This is a genomic window from Cyanobacteria bacterium GSL.Bin1 (assembly GCA_009909085.1).
Lineage (GTDB): Bacteria > Cyanobacteriota > Cyanobacteriia > Cyanobacteriales > Rubidibacteraceae > Halothece.
Map to the genome: position 1 here is coordinate 96,570 of JAAANX010000099.1, position 17,513 is coordinate 114,082.

At 44.4% G+C, this 17,513-nt stretch carries 19 protein-coding genes and 1 pseudogene; 7 read left to right on the forward strand and 13 right to left on the reverse strand.

The window, feature by feature from the left end; all coding sequences use genetic code 11:
- Positions 1 to 125 precede the first annotated feature (125 nt).
- Both GVY04_13460 and GVY04_13465 read right to left on the reverse strand, forming a co-directional pair.
- Complete coding sequence (locus GVY04_13460; GenBank protein NBD17101.1) at positions 126 to 428, reverse strand: type II toxin-antitoxin system RelE/ParE family toxin; 303 nt, start codon at positions 426 to 428, stop codon at positions 126 to 128.
- Complete coding sequence (locus GVY04_13465; GenBank protein ID NBD17102.1) at positions 425 to 655, reverse strand: addiction module component; 231 nt, start codon at positions 653 to 655, stop codon at positions 425 to 427. Before GVY04_13465 ends, GVY04_13460 begins: the two co-directional genes overlap by 4 nt.
- Before the next feature lie 155 nt (positions 656 to 810).
- Here GVY04_13465 and GVY04_13470 point away from each other — a divergent pair, with 155 nt between their 5' ends.
- On the forward strand, positions 811 to 957 hold the full coding sequence (locus tag GVY04_13470) for a hypothetical protein (GenBank protein NBD17103.1): 147 nt from the start codon (positions 811 to 813) through the stop codon (positions 955 to 957).
- Positions 958 to 985: 28 nt separating this feature from the next.
- On the opposite strand, the pseudogene GVY04_13475 reads toward GVY04_13470, so the two are convergent.
- The 4 genes and pseudogenes from GVY04_13475 to GVY04_13490 form a co-directional block, all read right to left on the reverse strand.
- Positions 986 to 1,972 (reverse strand): annotated as a pseudogene (locus tag GVY04_13475) (restriction endonuclease).
- A 48-nt stretch (positions 1,973 to 2,020) separates the two neighbouring features.
- On the reverse strand, positions 2,021 to 3,304 hold the full coding sequence (gene dcm, locus GVY04_13480) for a DNA (cytosine-5-)-methyltransferase (protein NBD17104.1): 1,284 nt from the start codon (positions 3,302 to 3,304) through the stop codon (positions 2,021 to 2,023).
- A 281-nt stretch (positions 3,305 to 3,585) separates the two neighbouring features.
- Positions 3,586 to 3,972 (reverse strand): type II toxin-antitoxin system death-on-curing family toxin, encoded by a 387-nt coding sequence (locus tag GVY04_13485; GenBank protein ID NBD17105.1) that lies wholly within the window; start codon positions 3,970 to 3,972, stop codon positions 3,586 to 3,588.
- Positions 3,969 to 4,166 (reverse strand): DNA-binding protein, encoded by a 198-nt coding sequence (locus GVY04_13490; protein NBD17106.1) that lies wholly within the window; start codon positions 4,164 to 4,166, stop codon positions 3,969 to 3,971. Before GVY04_13490 ends, GVY04_13485 begins: the two co-directional genes overlap by 4 nt.
- An 84-nt stretch (positions 4,167 to 4,250) precedes the next feature.
- Here GVY04_13490 and GVY04_13495 point away from each other — a divergent pair, with 84 nt between their 5' ends.
- Complete coding sequence (locus GVY04_13495) at positions 4,251 to 4,421, forward strand: hypothetical protein (GenBank protein ID NBD17107.1); 171 nt, start codon at positions 4,251 to 4,253, stop codon at positions 4,419 to 4,421.
- On the opposite strand, the gene GVY04_13500 is transcribed toward GVY04_13495, so the two are convergent.
- The 3 genes from GVY04_13500 to GVY04_13510 all read right to left on the reverse strand — a co-directional run bounded on the left by GVY04_13500 (position 4,418) and on the right by GVY04_13510 (position 5,555).
- Positions 4,418 to 4,639: a hypothetical protein gene (locus tag GVY04_13500; protein NBD17108.1), complete on the reverse strand. Its 222-nt coding sequence runs from the start codon at positions 4,637 to 4,639 to the stop codon at positions 4,418 to 4,420. The genes GVY04_13495 and GVY04_13500 overlap by 4 nt on opposite strands.
- 299 nt (positions 4,640 to 4,938) lie before the next feature.
- Positions 4,939 to 5,322: a PIN domain-containing protein gene (locus GVY04_13505; protein NBD17109.1), complete on the reverse strand. Its 384-nt coding sequence runs from the start codon at positions 5,320 to 5,322 to the stop codon at positions 4,939 to 4,941.
- Positions 5,319 to 5,555: a type II toxin-antitoxin system Phd/YefM family antitoxin gene (locus GVY04_13510; GenBank protein ID NBD17110.1), complete on the reverse strand. Its 237-nt coding sequence runs from the start codon at positions 5,553 to 5,555 to the stop codon at positions 5,319 to 5,321. The genes GVY04_13505 and GVY04_13510 overlap by 4 nt, the downstream gene beginning before the upstream one ends.
- Positions 5,556 to 6,008: 453 nt before the next feature.
- Here GVY04_13510 and GVY04_13515 point away from each other — a divergent pair, with 453 nt between their 5' ends.
- Positions 6,009 to 7,256 (forward strand): hypothetical protein, encoded by a 1,248-nt coding sequence (locus GVY04_13515; protein NBD17111.1) that lies wholly within the window; start codon positions 6,009 to 6,011, stop codon positions 7,254 to 7,256.
- Between the two features lie 14 nt (positions 7,257 to 7,270).
- Here the strand turns inward: GVY04_13515 and GVY04_13520 are convergent, their stop codons facing one another.
- Positions 7,271 to 8,044 carry an alpha/beta fold hydrolase gene (locus GVY04_13520; GenBank protein ID NBD17112.1) on the reverse strand — a complete coding sequence of 258 codons (774 nt, stop codon included), beginning with the start codon at positions 8,042 to 8,044 and terminating at the stop codon, positions 7,271 to 7,273.
- Between the two features lie 230 nt (positions 8,045 to 8,274).
- Between GVY04_13520 and GVY04_13525 the strand changes: the two genes are divergently transcribed.
- From GVY04_13525 to pruA, 3 genes are all read left to right on the forward strand, one after another.
- Positions 8,275 to 9,333, forward strand: a complete 1,059-nt coding sequence (locus GVY04_13525) for an N-acetyl-gamma-glutamyl-phosphate reductase (protein NBD17113.1) — start codon at positions 8,275 to 8,277, stop codon at positions 9,331 to 9,333.
- Positions 9,334 to 9,660: 327 nt separating this feature from the next.
- Entirely contained in the window at positions 9,661 to 9,945 is a 285-nt protein-coding gene (locus GVY04_13530; GenBank protein ID NBD17114.1) for a hypothetical protein, read from the forward strand.
- 289 nt (positions 9,946 to 10,234) lie between these two features.
- Complete coding sequence (pruA, locus tag GVY04_13535) at positions 10,235 to 13,195, forward strand: L-glutamate gamma-semialdehyde dehydrogenase (GenBank protein ID NBD17115.1); 2,961 nt, start codon at positions 10,235 to 10,237, stop codon at positions 13,193 to 13,195.
- Positions 13,196 to 13,230: 35 nt separating this feature from the next.
- Here pruA and GVY04_13540 read toward each other — a convergent pair whose 3' ends face one another.
- A complete protein-coding gene (locus tag GVY04_13540; GenBank protein ID NBD17116.1) occupies positions 13,231 to 13,461 on the reverse strand; it encodes a hypothetical protein in 231 nt (76 codons plus the stop codon).
- Positions 13,462 to 13,475: 14 nt separating this feature from the next.
- Entirely contained in the window at positions 13,476 to 14,483 is a 1,008-nt protein-coding gene (locus tag GVY04_13545; protein NBD17117.1) for a hypothetical protein, read from the reverse strand.
- A 107-nt stretch (positions 14,484 to 14,590) separates the two neighbouring features.
- Between GVY04_13545 and GVY04_13550 the strand changes: the two genes are divergently transcribed.
- Positions 14,591 to 14,800, forward strand: a complete 210-nt coding sequence (locus GVY04_13550) for a DUF350 domain-containing protein (GenBank protein ID NBD17118.1) — start codon at positions 14,591 to 14,593, stop codon at positions 14,798 to 14,800.
- Between the two features lie 170 nt (positions 14,801 to 14,970).
- Here the strand turns inward: GVY04_13550 and GVY04_13555 are convergent, their stop codons facing one another.
- Positions 14,971 to 17,490, reverse strand: a complete 2,520-nt coding sequence (locus GVY04_13555) for a response regulator (protein ID NBD17119.1) — start codon at positions 17,488 to 17,490, stop codon at positions 14,971 to 14,973.
- Between the last annotated feature and the right edge of the window lie 23 nt (positions 17,491 to 17,513).

Here is a 17,513-nt window from a genome sequence, read left to right on the forward strand (position 1 = left end):
GGATTTGTCTAGACGACTTAGGTGTGACTACGGCTAATGTCAACGGCAGGCTGAGATATTTCGACAAAAAACAACGCGATCACTCGTCCGTCCGCCGCACTGGAGTTGTTGGCTTGGATTCGGTGCTACTCTATTTGTCGTCGTCTCCAGTAATCAGGTCTACGCTTTCCATGAACGATCGCAACTACCCAGATATACTCTTCAAGTTCTGCGTAAAAAATTAGGAAAGGAAACCGTTGAATTACATATCGGCGTAGCCCTGTGACTTTATAGACTACTCCTAAGTTGGGATTTTGTTGAATTTTACCAAGAGCTTGTTCGACTTCAACCAGGAAATTGAATCCCAAGCCTACCTTTTGATCTTCGTAGTAGGCAACTGCCCCATCTAGCTCCTCAATCGCTTCGCTGTGAATAATGACAGGCTTCACGAATATTTTTCTCTCAGATAGGTGAATACTTGGTTAGATGGTTTACCAGAAGCAGTACCTTCGTTGATTTGTTGCATCCGTCGCGTTAATTCAACATCCCAAGTCCTCTCTACGTCATAATCGACTTCCTCATCCAACGAGTGAATTAGAAAGTAAGCAAGTTCAGCACGCTCCTTAACAGAAAGTTGAGAAAGCTCAAGCTTTAGTCTCTCTGCTGCTTCAGTCATTTTTTCTCCTCCTGGCAACCTGCCTAATCTTCTCAAACCCGATCTTCTAATACCAAAATTTAGCAAATAGATAACTTCATCAAATTCTATCATCTTCCAACTGCGAGCGCGATTTGCTTGGACGACTTCGGTGTGACCAACGACCAATATTAGCAGTGAACTTAGATCCCCCCGCGATCGCGCTTTTCGGTTCTGCGATTGGGCTCCGCCCACTGCCAGAGGCAATCGCAACTTGTCTGGATGACTTCAGTGTGACTAACGCCGCGCTCACCGGCAATTTTGAAGCGCAGCGGAAAAATTAATTGTCCGAGTGCAGCGCCTCGTTAGCACTTATACCCTCTGAACGACATAAGAAGCAGAATTGTCAGATACCTTTATTTCATTTTCCGACCAGCTCAAATTTATTGATTTTGGGAAATTGATTTCAATCTCTTCGATCCCTTGAATGGCAGGTCGGATATAGTTTTCTATGAAAACAGAGATAACCTCCCCAGCTTCTTTTGCCATATGCTGCCAAGCGGCTTCACCATGGTAAAATTCACCTCCGCATGACATATATTTTTCTGATAGTTCAGTTAGTCGAGCAGAGGGAGTCGGATCAAGCACGAGAAGAACCGGAGTAAATCCGGCAGCTTGGCTCTCTTCTGCGAAAGACAGCTCTTCGCCGAAGCGACCTTGACCACTAGCTGCAATAGTAACCCGCAGCTTTAGCTCATAGGTTCTGTTATTGCCAGGAACCAAACAATCAATTTGCCTTCCTTTGCTCGTTGGCTGACCATTGGAATCTAGCCTTTTTACCGGCGAATTTCTTGATCCAACAGGCTCGCCGCCAAGACAGCTTGCCAAAAGAGGCTCAAACAGATAACCGGTTTCCTGGGCTGAGCGATTATCGACATCATAAATCCACTTTCGCCAAACCATCCAGTTGGCCAGTAAAGTAGATTCGCAGCAGCCGTACTCCAATCAAGACCTCAGTCCGATTTGATCCATGTTCGGCATCGGTTGTGAGGCTAAAATTCTCCTATATTTGACTCTTCTTCGGTGAAGGGCAGTTAAATTTTCGATGTATAGACCAAAGTCATTGTCTTTCTCAAATACAGATCTCAAAACGCTTTCGACTTCATTTGAGGTGATGTTCATTTGAGCTTGTTGATCAAACCAGCTCAAAGGGATTTTATAGTAGTCTGAATTAGGTGTAGCCACCTGACTAGCGCCGAAATCTGCGTGCAACCATCCCAAGTCATCAATGGCAATGGAAAGAAGCGAATATAACTCTCCGTCAGATATAACAACTTGTGCCTCTCCAGCTCCATGCATTTTGCATTTGGTATATAGGTTGCGAAAAAATGCTGAATTCGTCATGTTTTATCCAAATAGTAAGTGTTGTTTCTGTCTTTGATTCGTCATGAGCTCTAAAAGCAACATATCGGTTGCTTTTAGAGCCGGGCTCATAGCTCCTGCTTTAGTTAACAGATACCCTAAGAGCTTACCTTTATTATGGGGTTTCCCTGAGAATCCATAATCGTCTCGGATATGTTCGGCAAAAATTCGAGCAAGCACTGGGGGGATAGCATTTCCAATTTGCTGTATCTTTTGAGATGCAGTTCCGCAAAATATAAAGTCATCTGGAAAAGTCTGTATTCTGGCTGCTTCCCTAATCGTTAGAGGCCTATTCTCAACAGGATGGATTAGCTCTCGTGTAGCTGCACCTGTAATCGTAAGGCTTGGTTCATTGTCTATTAATCTCTTCAAGCCTGAGGGCGCACCGCCACGCTTTTCCGTTGGCGTTCCATCTGCCACGCGCCTATTTGCCCGTTTTCTAAACGATTCATGCTGAAGATGGTCAGGCAAATCTTTCATTGTTTGCCCAGGCCTAAGAGCAGAAATCCTCTCCAATTGAATACCTTTTATCGCAGGGTAGTAATGATCTGTAATTTCGACAGCATTACCTCTAAGTAGTAAATCGAACTTATCTCGGGCAGGTTCGGAAAGAGGAGTTGCTAACTCATCTTTTGACTTGGCTGCTTTTGGCAGGGTGCCAATTGCGTGCGAAATCGTTATATCTGAATTTCTAAATATTTGCCCTGAAACTTTTATTGTCGCCTCAGGAAGCTTATAATTATGACCAATTCTATTGCCAACAATCAGAACTCTTTTTCTTCTTTGAGGAATTCCATATTCTTGTGAATATACTTTCTCAATCCTTATAAAATAGCCAATTTCAATAAACGCTTTGGCTGCTTCATGAATATATTTACCTTTATTTGAAGTTAGCAACCCTTCAACATTTTCCATAATGAACCATTTTGGACGTACAACATCCAAAGCTCTGACATAGCTCTTCAAGAGATGGTTTCTTGGGTCATCCCAAAATCTAGTCCCAGCAGTTGAAAAACCTTGGCAGGGCGGGCCGCCGATAACCATATCAAGATCACCAGGCGCTACCCCAATATTTTTTAATACCTGATTAAAATCTAGGTTGTTAATATCTTCGTTGCTACATACTGCATCAGGAAAGTTGCGTTTATAGGTATCGATAGCAGCAGAATCTTTATCATTTGCATACAGTATCTCGTAATCTGCCTGTTTGAAGCCCAGAGAGCACCCTCCTGCGCCACAAAATAAGCTAATCGCTGTCGGCTTGTTCACTTTTTGTCCACCATGGGTAAATCCGAGACCTTTAATAATGCATCGAGTGCTATGTCATTGGTAGTGCTAACGTCCAAAGTCAGTGGCGGACTGAGATGTTTCGGAAAAACCGTGCGCGATGCCTAACGGCTCGGTTTTCAACCTACGCGCTTCCGTCCGCTGCACTGTCTTGTTAGGTCTGATGATAATTCAAATTCTACCATCTTCCAAGGCGTGATCGCGCTTTTCGGTTCTACGATCGCAACTTATCTGGATGACTTCGGTGTGACTAACCGACCAAGTTAGCAGGCAGTTGTGTTCTGCTGCAACCATTCTACAAATACCTCACGCTCTAATTTGCCAGATGCGATCGCCAACACCATACGTTCTTGTTCATCCACAGATGCATTAATTTCCAACCCATTCAGAACAAGAAAAGTCTCCGTCGCAGCATGACCTGTACGTTTATTTCCATCTACAAATGGATGATTCATGATGATTGAAAACCCTAATGCTGCTGACTTCTCCAGCAAACTTGGGTAAAGATCCTCTCCGCCAAACGTCATTCGAAGCTGGGCAATCGCTGATTCCAACAACCCCATATCTCGGATCCCCAATGTTCCACCAGATTGTTCAAGAATTTTGCGATGTAGCTCTAATACCTCAATTAATGTCAAATAGCGGATCATGCCAAACGCCAATATAGTTCAGCGTTTTTCTCCAACACATAATCGGCTGCATTAACGAAATCGCCTTTTTGTAGATTTAGCCAATCCTCTAGGCTTGCCTTCAAAAGCACTTCAGTCGCAATGCCATGCACTCTTGCTAAATTCTCTAGCTTTTGGAATTGGCTGTCCGAAAGATCAATTGTTATAGAAGCCACAGCGATCACTCTCCTAGTGTTTCTAAGTCAAGTTTAACATTCACTTCTGAGCTGTACCGTCCCCACCCCAAAACGAATTGAAAGATGAAGAGGGAGACAGCTTGCCAGCAGACAAGAAGGAACTTAACCAGAGTTCTACGTCAGGGAATTAATTGCAGCGATCGCGCATCATCTGCCAATAAAGAACCTCGCGCGATCGCGCTTTATCTAGACGACTTCGATGTGACTGATTGGGTCACACGATTGCCCAACTAAACTATGTCATTTTTTGATTGCACTTGTTGAACAATTTGCCGCACCACTTCTATGAAGACTAGGGCTGCGGCTATCACTTCTAGTAAAATTGTCAAGTTCATCACTGTTGTATGATCTGATAACAGTGCAACGACATAGTGGGCAAGACTATCCAAGCCAAGAGCAGCGTACACAGCCAGGAGCAAAAGACCTACCAGTTGATATCCACGAGATATCATGATCCATCCCCCAACCCCAATTATTGTCATTACGATCCAGGCAGAATACACGCCAAAGCGAGTCCACGAAGTAGGTAAATTCGGATAATCTGCCAGAAATTCAGCATTGTGGATAAAGTGTATGAGACTTGCTGCAAGATAAACGAGGAGCAAGATAGGAAGAACTTTTGACATCGATCTGTGTAGCATGACGATTCTGACTTCTAACGGTGAAGTTGTGCGGCGGCAGTTAACCTCAATCATATACCAATAACCTCTGTTCCGTCCGCACCAACGCAGTGTTGGGTTCGGGTTCGCTGCTACAAGACGCTTACTGAATAGGCACGAACTGCTGTATCTACTGTCGCAATGGTCAAACCGTTTTGTAATGCTTGACAGATAAGCATTCTGTCAAATGGATCACGATGCAATGGTGGCAGTTTAGCCAATTGAATCACGCTATTTTCATCAAGAGCAAGACTAGCAATCTGATGAAGTTCGCGCTGCTTGGGCAAATAAGTTTCAGGCGACTCTGGCAGAGGAAGCTTGCCCAACTGGTATTTGACAATTGCTTCCCAAACAGAAACTGAACTCAGGTAGACCTCATTATCTGGATCACGAATTGAATCTCTAACATTCGTTGATAACTGGGCATCACCACTGATAAACCACAAAAAGATATGCGTATCTAGCAAAATTCTCATTTGCCCTCGAACGTATTAAGAAGATCTTCAGGCAAGGGAGCATCGAAATCGTCTGGAACAGTAAATTCACCTGCACACAAACCAAATGGTCGCAATTGCTTACTCCGCGCAATAGGTCTAAGTTCAGCGATCGCCTTATCAGATCTAACAATGACAAGAGTTTCACCTGCCTCTACTTGGCGCAGATATTTCAAGGGATCGCGTTGTATTTCATCAACAGTGACGTTCAACATTAGATTACCTCAATACCAACTTTGTGGACAGTTCTTGATGTTCTTCTGCTCCAATTAGTTAAACTAATAACCGCATAATTGCAGAACTGGTCGCAACTAAATAGCTTCATCTCATGTAATCGTGCGCTCGAACATCGCTTGAAGCACGTCCTTTCGCTTAAGAGTTTTACTGTTGAGGGTTACAACACTGAAAGTATCGTCAACAATGCGTTTTGCTCCATCATTGACATGAACATGTATCCCTGCACATTGCCTCTTAAGCAGATGAGTCTTAAAACAGAAAAGTCTTATCTCTATTATATTAAGCGGCTAATCATTGCTCAAAAGATCCGCGTTCGGGTATGATTCGCAGACATCATATTGATCCAGATTCGTTACAAAGAGCCGTTAACTCGTTTTTAAGCGGAATGGTAATTTAGAGAAGAACATTCATCTAAAAGCAACGATCAAATTTTGAAATTACTCTGTCTCAGCAATGGTCATGGTGAAGATGTTATTGCCGTTAGGATCATTGAGGCGTTGCATCAGCAAACTCAATCGGTAGAAATTACGGCTTTGCCCATTGTTGGTGATGGATTAGCCTATCAGCGATCGCGCATTCCTTTACTGACGCCGGGGAAAACCATGCCTTCGGGAGGGTTTATTTACATGGATGCGAAAGAGTTGTGGCGAGATGTCCGCGGGGGACTGATTGCGTTAACTTTAGCGCAACTGAAAGCGGTACGACAGTGGGCGAAACAAGGAGGGGTGATTCTTGCGGTGGGAGATATTGTTCCCTTACTGTTTGCCTGGTTCAGTGGTACAGAGTATGTATTTGTGGGTACTGCTAAGTCTGAGTATTATTTACGAGATGAGGCGGGTTGGCTACCCAACACCTCCCGTTGGGAACGAAGAATGGGGTCGGTTTATCTCCCTTGGGAACGTTACTTGATGAAAAGCCCTCGCTGTCAGGGTGTATTTCCGCGGGATGCCTTAACGACACAAGTGTTACAGACATTTGGGATTCCCGCTTATAATTTTGGCAATCCGATGATGGATGGATTAGTGCCAGAATTTCCCCTAAGAGAGGCATCAGACACACTGCACATTTTACTCCTACCGGGGTCTCGTTCTCCCGAAGCAGAGAGAAATTGGCAATTAATTTTAGAAGCCGTAGACAGCATCATCCAGCACGAAACCCAGAGTAAACTTTGCTTTTTGGGCGCGATCGCGCCTAGCCTCAATTTAGATTCATTTTGTGAGCAATTACAAGCCAGAGGATGGCAAGAAAAAGAAAATTTAAACTTATCTGTTGCAATGCCCCTTCAAGATCAACAAGGCTTAGGTTTTCAACAAGGGGTGACACCCTTATTTCTCACCCAAAATGCTTATCACAGTTGCTTACACGCTTGTGATTTTGCCATTGCCATGGCAGGAACGGCTACCGAACAATGTGTTGGCTTAGGAAAGCCGGTGATTGCAATTCCGGGAAGGGGTCCTCAATATACTGCTGCTTTCGCCGAAGCCCAAACCCGCCTCCTGGGTCCCTCCGTTATTTTAGTGCAAAAACCTGCGCAAGCGGCGGATATTTGCCAAGGGCTATTGACTGACCCAGATCACTCGAAAATGATTGCCAATAATGGCAAACACAGAATGGGAAAAGCTGGTGCTGCTTCTCGCATTGCCCAATACATCCATAATCTAAGTTCGAGTAGGGAATAGTTTTGTAGCATGAATTAATCAAGTTCAGATAAGACGACTTCATAAAGTCGTGCCAAACTGTCGATCAGAATGTCTAAACTTTGCGGGTCGGAAAGACGATGGTCACCCGATTTGAGCAAAATAACAGTAATGAAATCACTCCTTAATTCCTGCTGTAATTCACAACTCCACATCCAAGGGATAACAGTGTCCTGTCGACCATGAAGCAAGGTCACAGGGCAAGTTAAGGTGCCAAGACGCTGATTGCCAAGGAGTTGATGATTGATCGACTCTTGGATGTAACGCTGAGTCATTGGTAAAGAACTATGAGCAAGGATAATTTCACCTTTCGTCGATAACTCTTGCCTTTGCTGAGTATTTAGACCTGGTAGGATCAATCGCGATGTGAAGTCGGTTGCAGTGGCCAGACCCATTAAGCCACAGATACGCTGGGGAGAGTGAAGGGCTAAGAGCATCATAATCCAGCCTCCCATAGAGGAACCCACCAAGATCTGTGGTCCTGATGTTATGGTTTCTAAAATGTGACAGGCATGATCGGTCCATTGACCCAAAGTGCCATCCCTAAATTCGCCACTAGAACGGCCATGACCGCCATAGTCCATTAAGGTCGCTTGCAAACCCTGTTGCTTGGCCCAGGTAAAAATCTGGGTCGCTTTAGTCCCCTCCATATCTGAACCATAACCAGGCAGAAAGAGAAGCCCTGGCTTATAGCTTTGTTTGACTGAGGCAGCATGATGGCGATAGGCTAATTGTGTTCCATCGGGATGTTTGCTATAGCTGATCTCCATGATTGAATGTTTTTCGCGTTAGCTACTGTGAATCAGATGAGCTTAAAGTCAAGGAAAACTTACGATACGATTTATTAGGGAAGATTAAAAGTTTATACAATGTTACTCCTTCTCGTCTAGGTTAAACGCAAAGAATCTCATCTCCGATAACCCACAAAGCGCTCTCTTACTGCTACAATGCAGCCAACCTCAAGGCAGGATCGCGATCAGTTTAGGAATATTAATCAATTATGAATGCTTCAGATAAAGTTTCTGTTGGTATTGTTGGGGCGTCTGGGTATGGGGGGGTACAGCTGGTTCGCTTACTCCTAGAACATCCTCAAGTAGAAGTAACTTATTTAGGAGGCAGTCAGAGTGCTGGCAAAGACTTCGCTGATCTTTATCCTTACCTCGCTCATCGCTTTCACCATCGGATCGAGCCCATCGATGCTGAGACGATCGCGCAACAGTGTCAAGTTGTCTTCCTCTCTCTCCCTCATGGTTTAGCCCATGACTTAGCACCGCAACTGTTAGCGAAAGGATGCCAAGTTCTCGATTTATCTGCTGATTACCGTTTCGGCGACCTCACAACTTACTCAACCACATACAATGTGGAACGGCATGATGAAGATACTGCCTCAGCAGCTGTTTATGGCTTACCTGAGCTTTATCAAGAGCGCATTGCTGCTGCTTCTCTCATTGGTTGTCCGGGATGTTATCCCACTGCTAGTTTACTCGCGATCGCGCCTGCACTCAAACAAGGGTTAATTCTTCCAGAAAGCATCATTATCGATGCCAAATCTGGAACATCGGGTGGGGGACGTCAAACCAAAGTCAATTTACTCCTTGCTGAAGCAGACAACGCTCTAACCCCTTACAGCGTTGCCGGACACCGTCACACTCCAGAAATTGAAGAAATTTGTAGTAGCCTTGCGGGAGTGGAGATTCGAGTGCAATTTACTCCTCATTTAGTTCCGATGGTAAGAGGCATGTTAGCGACGGTTTATGCAACTTTGCGCGATCCGGGATTAGTCCGTGATGATTTACTGACAATTTACAATGCTTTCTATCGCTCCTCTCAGTTTGTGAAAATTCTTCCGAATGGTGTTTATCCACAAACCAAATGGACATCTGGCACTAATCTCTGTTATATCGGCATTGAAGTCGATCCCCGAACTGAGCGTGTCATCATTATGTCCGCAATTGATAACCTGATGAAAGGGCAAGCCGCACAAGCTGTTCAGTGCATGAATTTAATGTTGGGTTGGGAAGAAACTTTAGGGTTACCGCAACTGGCTTTTTATCCTTAAGCTAGGATCTGCAGAAAAGGTCGCTTGGCTACTTAAAGCGAGGAAATAGGAGTCAGCCAGGTTTCCCATAAATTTAATGAGGCATTTTAACGAAAATTAGCGTTAAAGAGAAGCTCATGATCTCAACGGATTAATAATCTCACTTTTTTAACATAAATTCATCATTTCCCCAAAAATCTTGAAATTTGACCCTTATAAATGAGCAAAGTAACAAAAGCTTGGTCTCTATTTTTAAGATTTCTAATGTTTATTTACAATTAGCTTCATAACACTCATTTTCTCGTTAGATTAGGAGTAGTAGCCAATACACCAGGAGGGTTATTTAAGATGGTTACTACCCAAGATATTGAACAACAAATTACGGATGCCAAAGTGGGTCAAGCCGATCTGGCATCACTTCAAGACTTAGCTCAAAAGGCAAAACATTGGGCGCAAGAAATTTCTCAGGAAAAAGGAGTTCATTCTTCTGATAGTGCGTATGCTTGGAATCAAGTAGAGGAACTCTTAGCAGTTATTTCTCATCGCCAAGCGGAACAGAAAAATAAAACCTACCTTGACAATTATTGCCAAGAACATCCCGAAGCAATAAAATGCCGGGTTTATGATGTTTAACTGAAAAATGGGGATGGGACGAGTTACTGAAAGCGTAATCCGTATAACTACTCTCACAATTGAAGCGTCAGTAAAGCAATTTCTGTCCCAATGCCAGTCCGCAAAGTTAAGGGCTAATTTTTAAAGGCTCATTGCTTAGATTTTACCCCTCTCCAAGCAGAGGGGTTTTTGCTCAAAGTAAAGAGAAGTTCTCATGGTGAACTTCACTATTGGCAAAGGACTGATAGACTTTTGAAAACTTGATTACCATTGCACCAATCATCAATCGTCACCTGGGAGATAGACGCTCATGGTTGCCGCACCCACCATAACCAACTATGAACCTGCCACTCACGCGATCGCGCTTTGGCTTTTGGAAAAGATGGGAGAAAACCGCTCCCCCTTGGCTTCCCTGCAATTAGATGATAAATTGCTGGCTTGGGCAATGAACAACTCAGGGTTACGGGTGCAACTCTTCCGCTTAATTGATTGCTTGCCCTCGCTAGAAAGTCGTCCGGAGATTGCAACCCACCTCCAGGAATATCTGAGTGATGAGAGTGTAGAACTGCCCAGTTCTCTCAAAAAACTCCTCAATTTTACTGATCCCAATTCGCTAGCTGCACAAACTGCTGCCTCCACATTTCGCAAAGGGGTGGCGATGCTTGCCCAAAGGTATATTGCTGGAGAAACCACTGAGCAAATTCTTAAGACCATTGAACGCTTGCGCCGCAATCAGATGGCGTTCACAATCGATTTACTGGGGGAAGCGGTAATTAGTGAGGCCGAAGCCCAGTCTTATCAGCAACGATATCTTGATTTGTTAGCAACCCTCTCCCAAGCCGCCCAAAACTGGCAGTCGGTGCCAGCCATTGATACAGCGGAGGGAGAAGACTTACCCAAAGTCCAAGTCTCGGTGAAATTGACTGCTTTCTACTCCCAATTTGATCCCCTCGATCCCGAAGGCAGTCAAGAAAAGGTTTGTGAACGAGTACGTCCGCTGTTACGTCGCGCTCAGGAAGTGGGAGCGGCGATTCACTTTGATATGGAACAGTACGTTTATAAGGATCTTACTCTTGCCATCTTGAAAGACTTATTGATGGAAGAAGAGTTTCGCGATCGCGCTGATATTGGTGTGACGTTGCAAGCTTATCTCCGTGATTCCCAAAAAGATCTAGAAGACTTAATCGCATGGGCAAAGCAACGAGGCACGCCGATTACGATCCGCTTAGTAAAAGGAGCCTATTGGGATCAAGAAACAATTCGAGCGACTCAACACCGTTGGCCATCGCCCGTCTTTCAAACGAAAGCAGAAACGGACTGCAATTTTGAACAGATGACCCAGACGCTACTAACGAATCATGAATGGCTTCATGGGGCGATTGGTAGCCATAATGTACGTTCCCAAGCTCTTGCCATCGCGATCGCGGAAGACCTCAATATTCCCCGTCAGCGCTTTGAACTGCAAGTGTTATATGGCATGGGAGACCCCTTAGCCAAGGCAATAATCAAGCGAGGTCATCGGGTACGAGTCTATTCTCCCTACGGGCAACTTTTACCCGGTATGGCTTACTTGATTCGACGCTTATTGGAAAATACAGCCAATAGTTCCTTTTTACGCCAAAAATTAGAAAATCGCCCGGCCGAAGAACTGCTTGCGCCTCCTTCTCCCCAACCAGAGCAAGCCCCTACGCCCACCCCAGGGGTATTTGCCAATGCTGCCAATACTGACTATGCTGACCAACAGCAACGGGAAAACGCACAAACGGCACTGGCTAGGGTGCGGCAACAATTCGGTAAAACCTATTCTCCTCTGATTAATGGGGAATCTGTCGAAACCGCTACCTATCAAGACTCCGTCAACCCCTCTCAACCCACCGAACTCATTGGTCGGGTCGGACAAATTTCCTTAGAACAAGCCGAGGCAGCAATGCGAGCGGCGCAAGCCGCCTTTCCCGCTTGGAAAAACACCCCCATTTCCGAGCGAGCGAGAATCATTCGTCAAGCCGCTGACTTAATGGAACAACGCCGTCATGAGTTCAATGCTTGGGTTTGTTTTGAATCCGGAAAAGTCCTTGCTCAAGCAGATCCAGAAGTGTCAGAAGCCATTGATTTCTGCCGCTACTATGCGGATGCCATGGAACAGTTGCAGCAGGGTCATCACTTTGATCTGACAGGGGAAACGAATTTCTATCATTATCAACCCCGGGGACTGGCCGTGATCATTTCTCCTTGGAACTTTCCCATTGCGATTTCAACTGGGATGACGGTTGCCGCTTTGGTGACCGGTAATTGTGCCTTGTTAAAACCGGCGGGAACCACTTCCATTATTGCCGCCAAACTGACCGAAATTTTGATTGCTGCAGGCATCCCGAAAGGAGTGTTTCAATATATTCCGGGTCGTGGTTCTACCGTTGGGGATTATTTGGTAAAGCATCCTCAAACTCATTTAATTGCCTTTACTGGGTCAAGAGAGGTGGGATGTCAAATTTATGCCGATGCGGCAGTAGTGCAACCGAAACAACGGCATCTCAAGCGAGTGATTGCTGAAATGGGGGGCAAGAATGCAGTTATTGTTGATGCCAGTGCCGATTTAGACCAAGCCGTCTCAGGGATTATCTCCTCTGCTTTTGGCTACAGTGGTCAGAAGTGTTCGGCTTGTTCACGGGCAATTGTCCTGGAAAGCGTCTATGATCGCTTTGTTGAACGACTGATGGCAGCCACCCGCTCGCTGCAGGTAGGAAAAGCCGATGATCCGGCGACAAAAGTAGGTCCGGTGATTGATGAGACAGCGCGCGATCGCGTTTGTCATTACATTGAGCAAGGTAAACAGGAAGCCAATGTAGCGCTGCAAGTGTCTGTTCCCGAAGACGGCTATTATGTTGCGCCTACTATTTTTACAGAGGTTGCTCCTGATGCTGTCATTGCCCAAGCAGAAATTTTTGGCCCCGTGATTGCTGTGATTAAAGTAAAAGATTTTCCCGAAGCTTTAGCCGTCGCTAACGATACGGATTATGCCTTAACCGGAGGAATTTATTCCCGCACCTTATCCCATATTGAACAAGCGAAAGCCCAATTTGAAGTGGGGAATTTTTATATTAATCGGGGCATTACTGGCTCAATTGTGGCCCGACAACCCTTTGGTGGCTTTAAGTTGTCGGGAATTGGCTCTAAGGCAGGGGGTCCCGACTATTTGATGCAGTTTATGGAACCCCGCGTGATTACAGAGAATATCCAGCGTCAAGGCTTTGCTCCCATCAGGGGCGCGGATTAAGCCTGTTCCCTATTCCCACTTCGCGTAGCGCTATCCTACTTCCCACTACTCGGTCCGCCACCGCGAAAACTGCCATAGTCAGACCGCAGACGAGTCGGTCGCCAGGAACCGCCAAAGTAATAACCCGAGATACCTGTATTATGACGCGGTAAATACAGCGGTTGCGATTCTTGACGTAACGCAAGGGCGGAGCGTTGAGTATAACTGGCAAAAATCGTAAGGACGGCAATCAAAAAAGCAATACTCGCAAAAATTTTAGGTAGCATTAGTCAATTAAAATTTAGTTGGCATCCACAGTAATAATTTTGACGGGCTTTTTCCCGGACTGGGTTTTCGTATTTTCGGTAACCATTAGGGTCGTCTGATCGACTGGTTGATCGGGAGTGACTTCCACATAAAACCCATAAGAACCCCGTCGGGTAAAAACGAAATACTGTTCTAGTGTTCCCCGAGCATCTTCAATTTCACCATCATCTCGACGAAAACGAAGTTTAATCGGAGTTTGTTCACTATAAATTTGTTCCCCCATGCCATCTTTCAACCACAAATTCACCATTAGCGACTGGGGTGAGGTTTCATCGGACTTGACCTTAACAGACACTTTAATTAAACACTTCTCTCCGCCAAGGAACGCTCGTTCTCCCACATCACTATCATTAACCGTTTTCTTGATTCTCACTTTCCCGATTGTTCCCACAGATAAACCGTTGAGAATCAACATCACCAAAACCCCAAAAAATCCGGTCCAAAGATAACGACCATCGATGACCCCATTTTCAACGTCAACCTGAAAGGAAACTGGTTGTTCACTCAGGACACGACCTCGGGTTTCTCCATATTCTAAAACCGTAACTGCAATCGTAATCTTTTCTTGTTGTTTCTCTCCTAGACGAACATCTAGCCCTCCTAAAAGATCTGACTCTGACCAAGTTCCTGTTTCTCCATCTTCTCGCCAGACACCAGACTCTTTCCAAGCTTCTTTAATCCCAGAGGCCAGGAGTTGGTTTTGATCATCATACAATCGAATTTCGTAAACGACCCAGTGATTGGTAGGGATCACAGCTTTTACATCAATTCGCAGGGCGCCAATGGGACGACGTTGGATGGTGAGCGGAGAAAGTTTGACAGTTTCTTCAGGAAGAACATTGACTCTCTCGTTAGTGACTTGTTGAGGAAAAAAAAGACTCCCTAAACCAGCAAGAATGACCAAAATTAAGGCAAAGGAGCTAATCTTCGTACTGTGTTCGACAAAACGGCTCGTATTAGAAGATTGAATGCTAGCTGACATCTTTCATCTTGTCCAAGATAATTAAACGTGATCCAAAACAAAATTAATGAGTTTTTAGCTCTCTATTAGCATACAATTTTAGAGAAGACTTTAGAGAATGTTGAATCATGATGTTAGTGTTACAAGCAATTGTGGAAACACTGGGCTGGACTTTTTTTGGCGTAATTCTTCTTTATGGAGCTGTTTCTTTATTTGATATGATTACGCCCACCGATTACCGTGGAGAAATTCGACGGGGCAATGTTGCTGCAGCGATTTTTGTTGGGGCATTTATCGTAGCTTTGACAGCAATTATTGTGGCAGTCATTGTAACTTAAAAAAAATTAATGCTTTCTCGCGATTTTCAATAGAAATACTGAGAAAAATCAGATATTTTCTTTTGTTTCACAGCGCGATGGCAATTCCTCTCTCCGTTTGGTCTAATGTTTTCTCCGAAGTATGAAATCGCTTAAGAGTCACTTTTAATGATATTTTAATGGAGTGAAAATCACGATTTCACTAAAAACTTTTGGGTGACAGCAAATAATTCATTTAATTTGATGGGTTTGGCAATGTACTCATTTGCTCCCGCTTCTAAGCAGCGATCGCGATCGCCTTCCATAGCGCAAGCCGTCAAGGCAATAATTGGCACATCCACGACGTTGGGATAACGGCGAATTTCTTGTATGGCTTCTATTCCGTCGATCCCCGGCATTTGAATATCCATTAAAATTAAATCGGGATTTTCAGATAAAGTGAGCTGAATTGCTTCCTGCCCATTGCTTCCTACGAGCAGCTGATAGCCTTTAGCTTCAAAATAGTTAGAAACTGTCATGACATTGGCTTCGTTGTCATCAACCAACAAAATTAACGAAGCGCCCTCCTCTTCACAAGCAGCGGTTTGATCAGAACTAGATTGAAGTTGGGGTTCGGACTTGATCCCAGAATCAACACAGGGCAATTCAACTGTAAAACGGCTGCCAATGCCCACTTGACTCGTGACACTGACATGCCCATCATGAAGTTCAACTAGATGTTTCACTAAAGCAAGTCCTAAGCCCGTTCCTTGATATTGCCGATTTAAGGCGCTATCAATTTGCGTAAAGGGCTGAAACAATTGTTCGAGATCGGCTTGGGCAATCCCAATTCCCGTATCAGACACTGCAATTTCCACATAGCCTGTAGAATCGATTGCATTTTGAGACAGATAAGCCTCTAGTGTAATCCGCCCGCCTTCTGGAGTAAATTTCACCGCATTATTCAAAAGATTAATCAAAACTTGCCGAATCCGTTGTTCATCAACTAATAAATCGGGTAAATTCGGCGCAAGTTTTGTCTCAACTTGAATATGTTTATTAAAGGCTTGCTGTTTAATAAAGGTTAAACTGTATTTGCAAAGTTGAGCGATGGGAGTAGGATGATATTCTATTTTGATCTGACCCGATTCAATTTTAGCGATATCGAGAATATCGTTAATCAACTCTAATAAATGGGAGCCACTGCCTTCAATGGTTTGTAGGGCTTTCACTTGTTTTTCGTTAATGTCGCCAAAAATGTTTTCTTGTAGCCCCTCGCTCATCCCGAGAATTGCATTGAGAGGTGTCCGCAGTTCGTGGCTCATATTCGCTAAAAACTCGCTCTTAAATTGATTGGCGCGATCGGCTGCTTCTTTGGCTTTCTGTAACTCCCGAGTTCGTTCCTCCACCCGTGCTTCTAAATTGGAATTGGCTTGCTCGAGCGCTTGAAACGATTGCTGGAGTTGTCTCGCCATCTGATTAAAGGAAGCGGCTAATCGACCCAATTCATTATTCTTTGATTCATCCACTTTAATATCAAGATTATTACTCGCAATTTCAGTGGTGGCAGTGGTTAATTCAGCTAAAGGTTTCGTAATTTTACGACGGAGAACGCCCGATAAAAAGATAATTTCTAAGACTAAAGCCCCACTCCCCAGTAGGAGAACGAAGATGGCGATTTCGGAGGCTTGTTTGGAGAGAATAGACTCGGGAAAAACGGTCACAAAATACCAATCTGGTCCTTCCAGTTTCGTTAAAGCTAAAAATTGATCTCCTTGTTCATCATTAATGACGAGGGGCAACTCCTCATAATTTTGGACGAGTTGGAACACCCTTTCCAGATTGGCATTGCCGGTTTCTATCATGGTTAACTCACCCTCATTTTCACTAATTTCCTTTCTCAGTTCGGGATGAGCAATCAAGCGACCATCCTCTCGGAAAATAATATTGTAAGTTCCTTCTAAGGTTTGATTAGTCGTGCGGACAATCAAATCATTCAACGGAACATCTTGACCGACACTCATCATATGTTCATCCTGCCAATAGATGGGGGAAATAACCGAGACCATCCACTGATCAGCAATTGGATCGAGGTAAACCGCACTCCAGACGGTTTCCCGGTCTGGGTTATGTTTGGGTGTAGAGATATAAAAATACTCTTCTTCGGTTTCGTCAAAATCTGCGGTTGCTTCAGCGGGCCAGTTAAAGCTGGGCCAGTAGCCGATCGAAAAGTTCTCCCGGTCAACAAAGTAAAGATTCGGAAAACGGTTATTCCAAGCACGGCCATAATCGGTAGCTAAGTGAAAGCCAATTACAACCCGCTGTTTGATCTCAGCATCAACTGCCAAGTCGTCGTCTAAAAAAAGGGCAGCATATTCATCAAAGGGATACTCGGGACGATTACGGGTTACCCCATCAGGAGACTCAATGAAAAACTGTTCATACTGCTTAGAGTAGTCTTCTTGATTGGTTGCAGCTAATCGTTTCAGATATGCTTTTTTTACAAACTCAACATTATCTTGCGCTAAGCTAAAGAGGGTTTCCTCCCGTTGGGAGCGTTCAGTGACATATTGTCGTAGTTTTTGCTTGGTTTTTTTTTCGAGAAGTTCAAAGATATAGAAATAGCTAATGGTCGTTGAGGCAATAATGACAAAAGCGACGCCAAGGGAAGTTTTACTCAGTGCCTGCCGAGCCAATGAACCTTGTTGAGAGGGACGAATCCATTTGAGCATGGTGATTACTGAATGATGAGTAA

Bases quoted from the DNA above. Each gene is read 5' to 3' on its own strand.
- GVY04_13550 (NBD17118.1), top strand. From the start codon at position 14,591: ATGATGTTAGTGTTACAAGCAATTGTGGAAACACTGGGCTGGACTTTT.
- GVY04_13545 (NBD17117.1), bottom strand. From the start codon at position 14,483: ATGTCAGCTAGCATTCAATCTTCTAATACGAGCCGTTTTGTCGAACAC.
- GVY04_13520 (NBD17112.1), bottom strand. From the start codon at position 8,044: ATGGAGATCAGCTATAGCAAACATCCCGATGGAACACAATTAGCCTAT.
- GVY04_13505 (NBD17109.1), bottom strand. From the start codon at position 5,322: ATGAGAATTTTGCTAGATACGCATATCTTTTTGTGGTTTATCAGTGGT.
- GVY04_13510 (NBD17110.1), bottom strand. From the start codon at position 5,555: ATGTTGAACGTCACTGTTGATGAAATACAACGCGATCCCTTGAAATAT.
- GVY04_13495 (NBD17107.1), top strand. From the start codon at position 4,251: ATGAAGAGGGAGACAGCTTGCCAGCAGACAAGAAGGAACTTAACCAGA.
- pruA (NBD17115.1), top strand. From the start codon at position 10,235: ATGGTTGCCGCACCCACCATAACCAACTATGAACCTGCCACTCACGCG.
- GVY04_13485 (NBD17105.1), bottom strand. From the start codon at position 3,972: ATGATCCGCTATTTGACATTAATTGAGGTATTAGAGCTACATCGCAAA.
- GVY04_13465 (NBD17102.1), bottom strand. From the start codon at position 655: ATGACTGAAGCAGCAGAGAGACTAAAGCTTGAGCTTTCTCAACTTTCT.
- GVY04_13500 (NBD17108.1), bottom strand. From the start codon at position 4,639: ATGATATCTCGTGGATATCAACTGGTAGGTCTTTTGCTCCTGGCTGTG.
- GVY04_13525 (NBD17113.1), top strand. From the start codon at position 8,275: ATGAATGCTTCAGATAAAGTTTCTGTTGGTATTGTTGGGGCGTCTGGG.
- GVY04_13555 (NBD17119.1), bottom strand. From the start codon at position 17,490: ATGCTCAAATGGATTCGTCCCTCTCAACAAGGTTCATTGGCTCGGCAG.
- GVY04_13540 (NBD17116.1), bottom strand. From the start codon at position 13,461: ATGCTACCTAAAATTTTTGCGAGTATTGCTTTTTTGATTGCCGTCCTT.
- GVY04_13530 (NBD17114.1), top strand. From the start codon at position 9,661: ATGGTTACTACCCAAGATATTGAACAACAAATTACGGATGCCAAAGTG.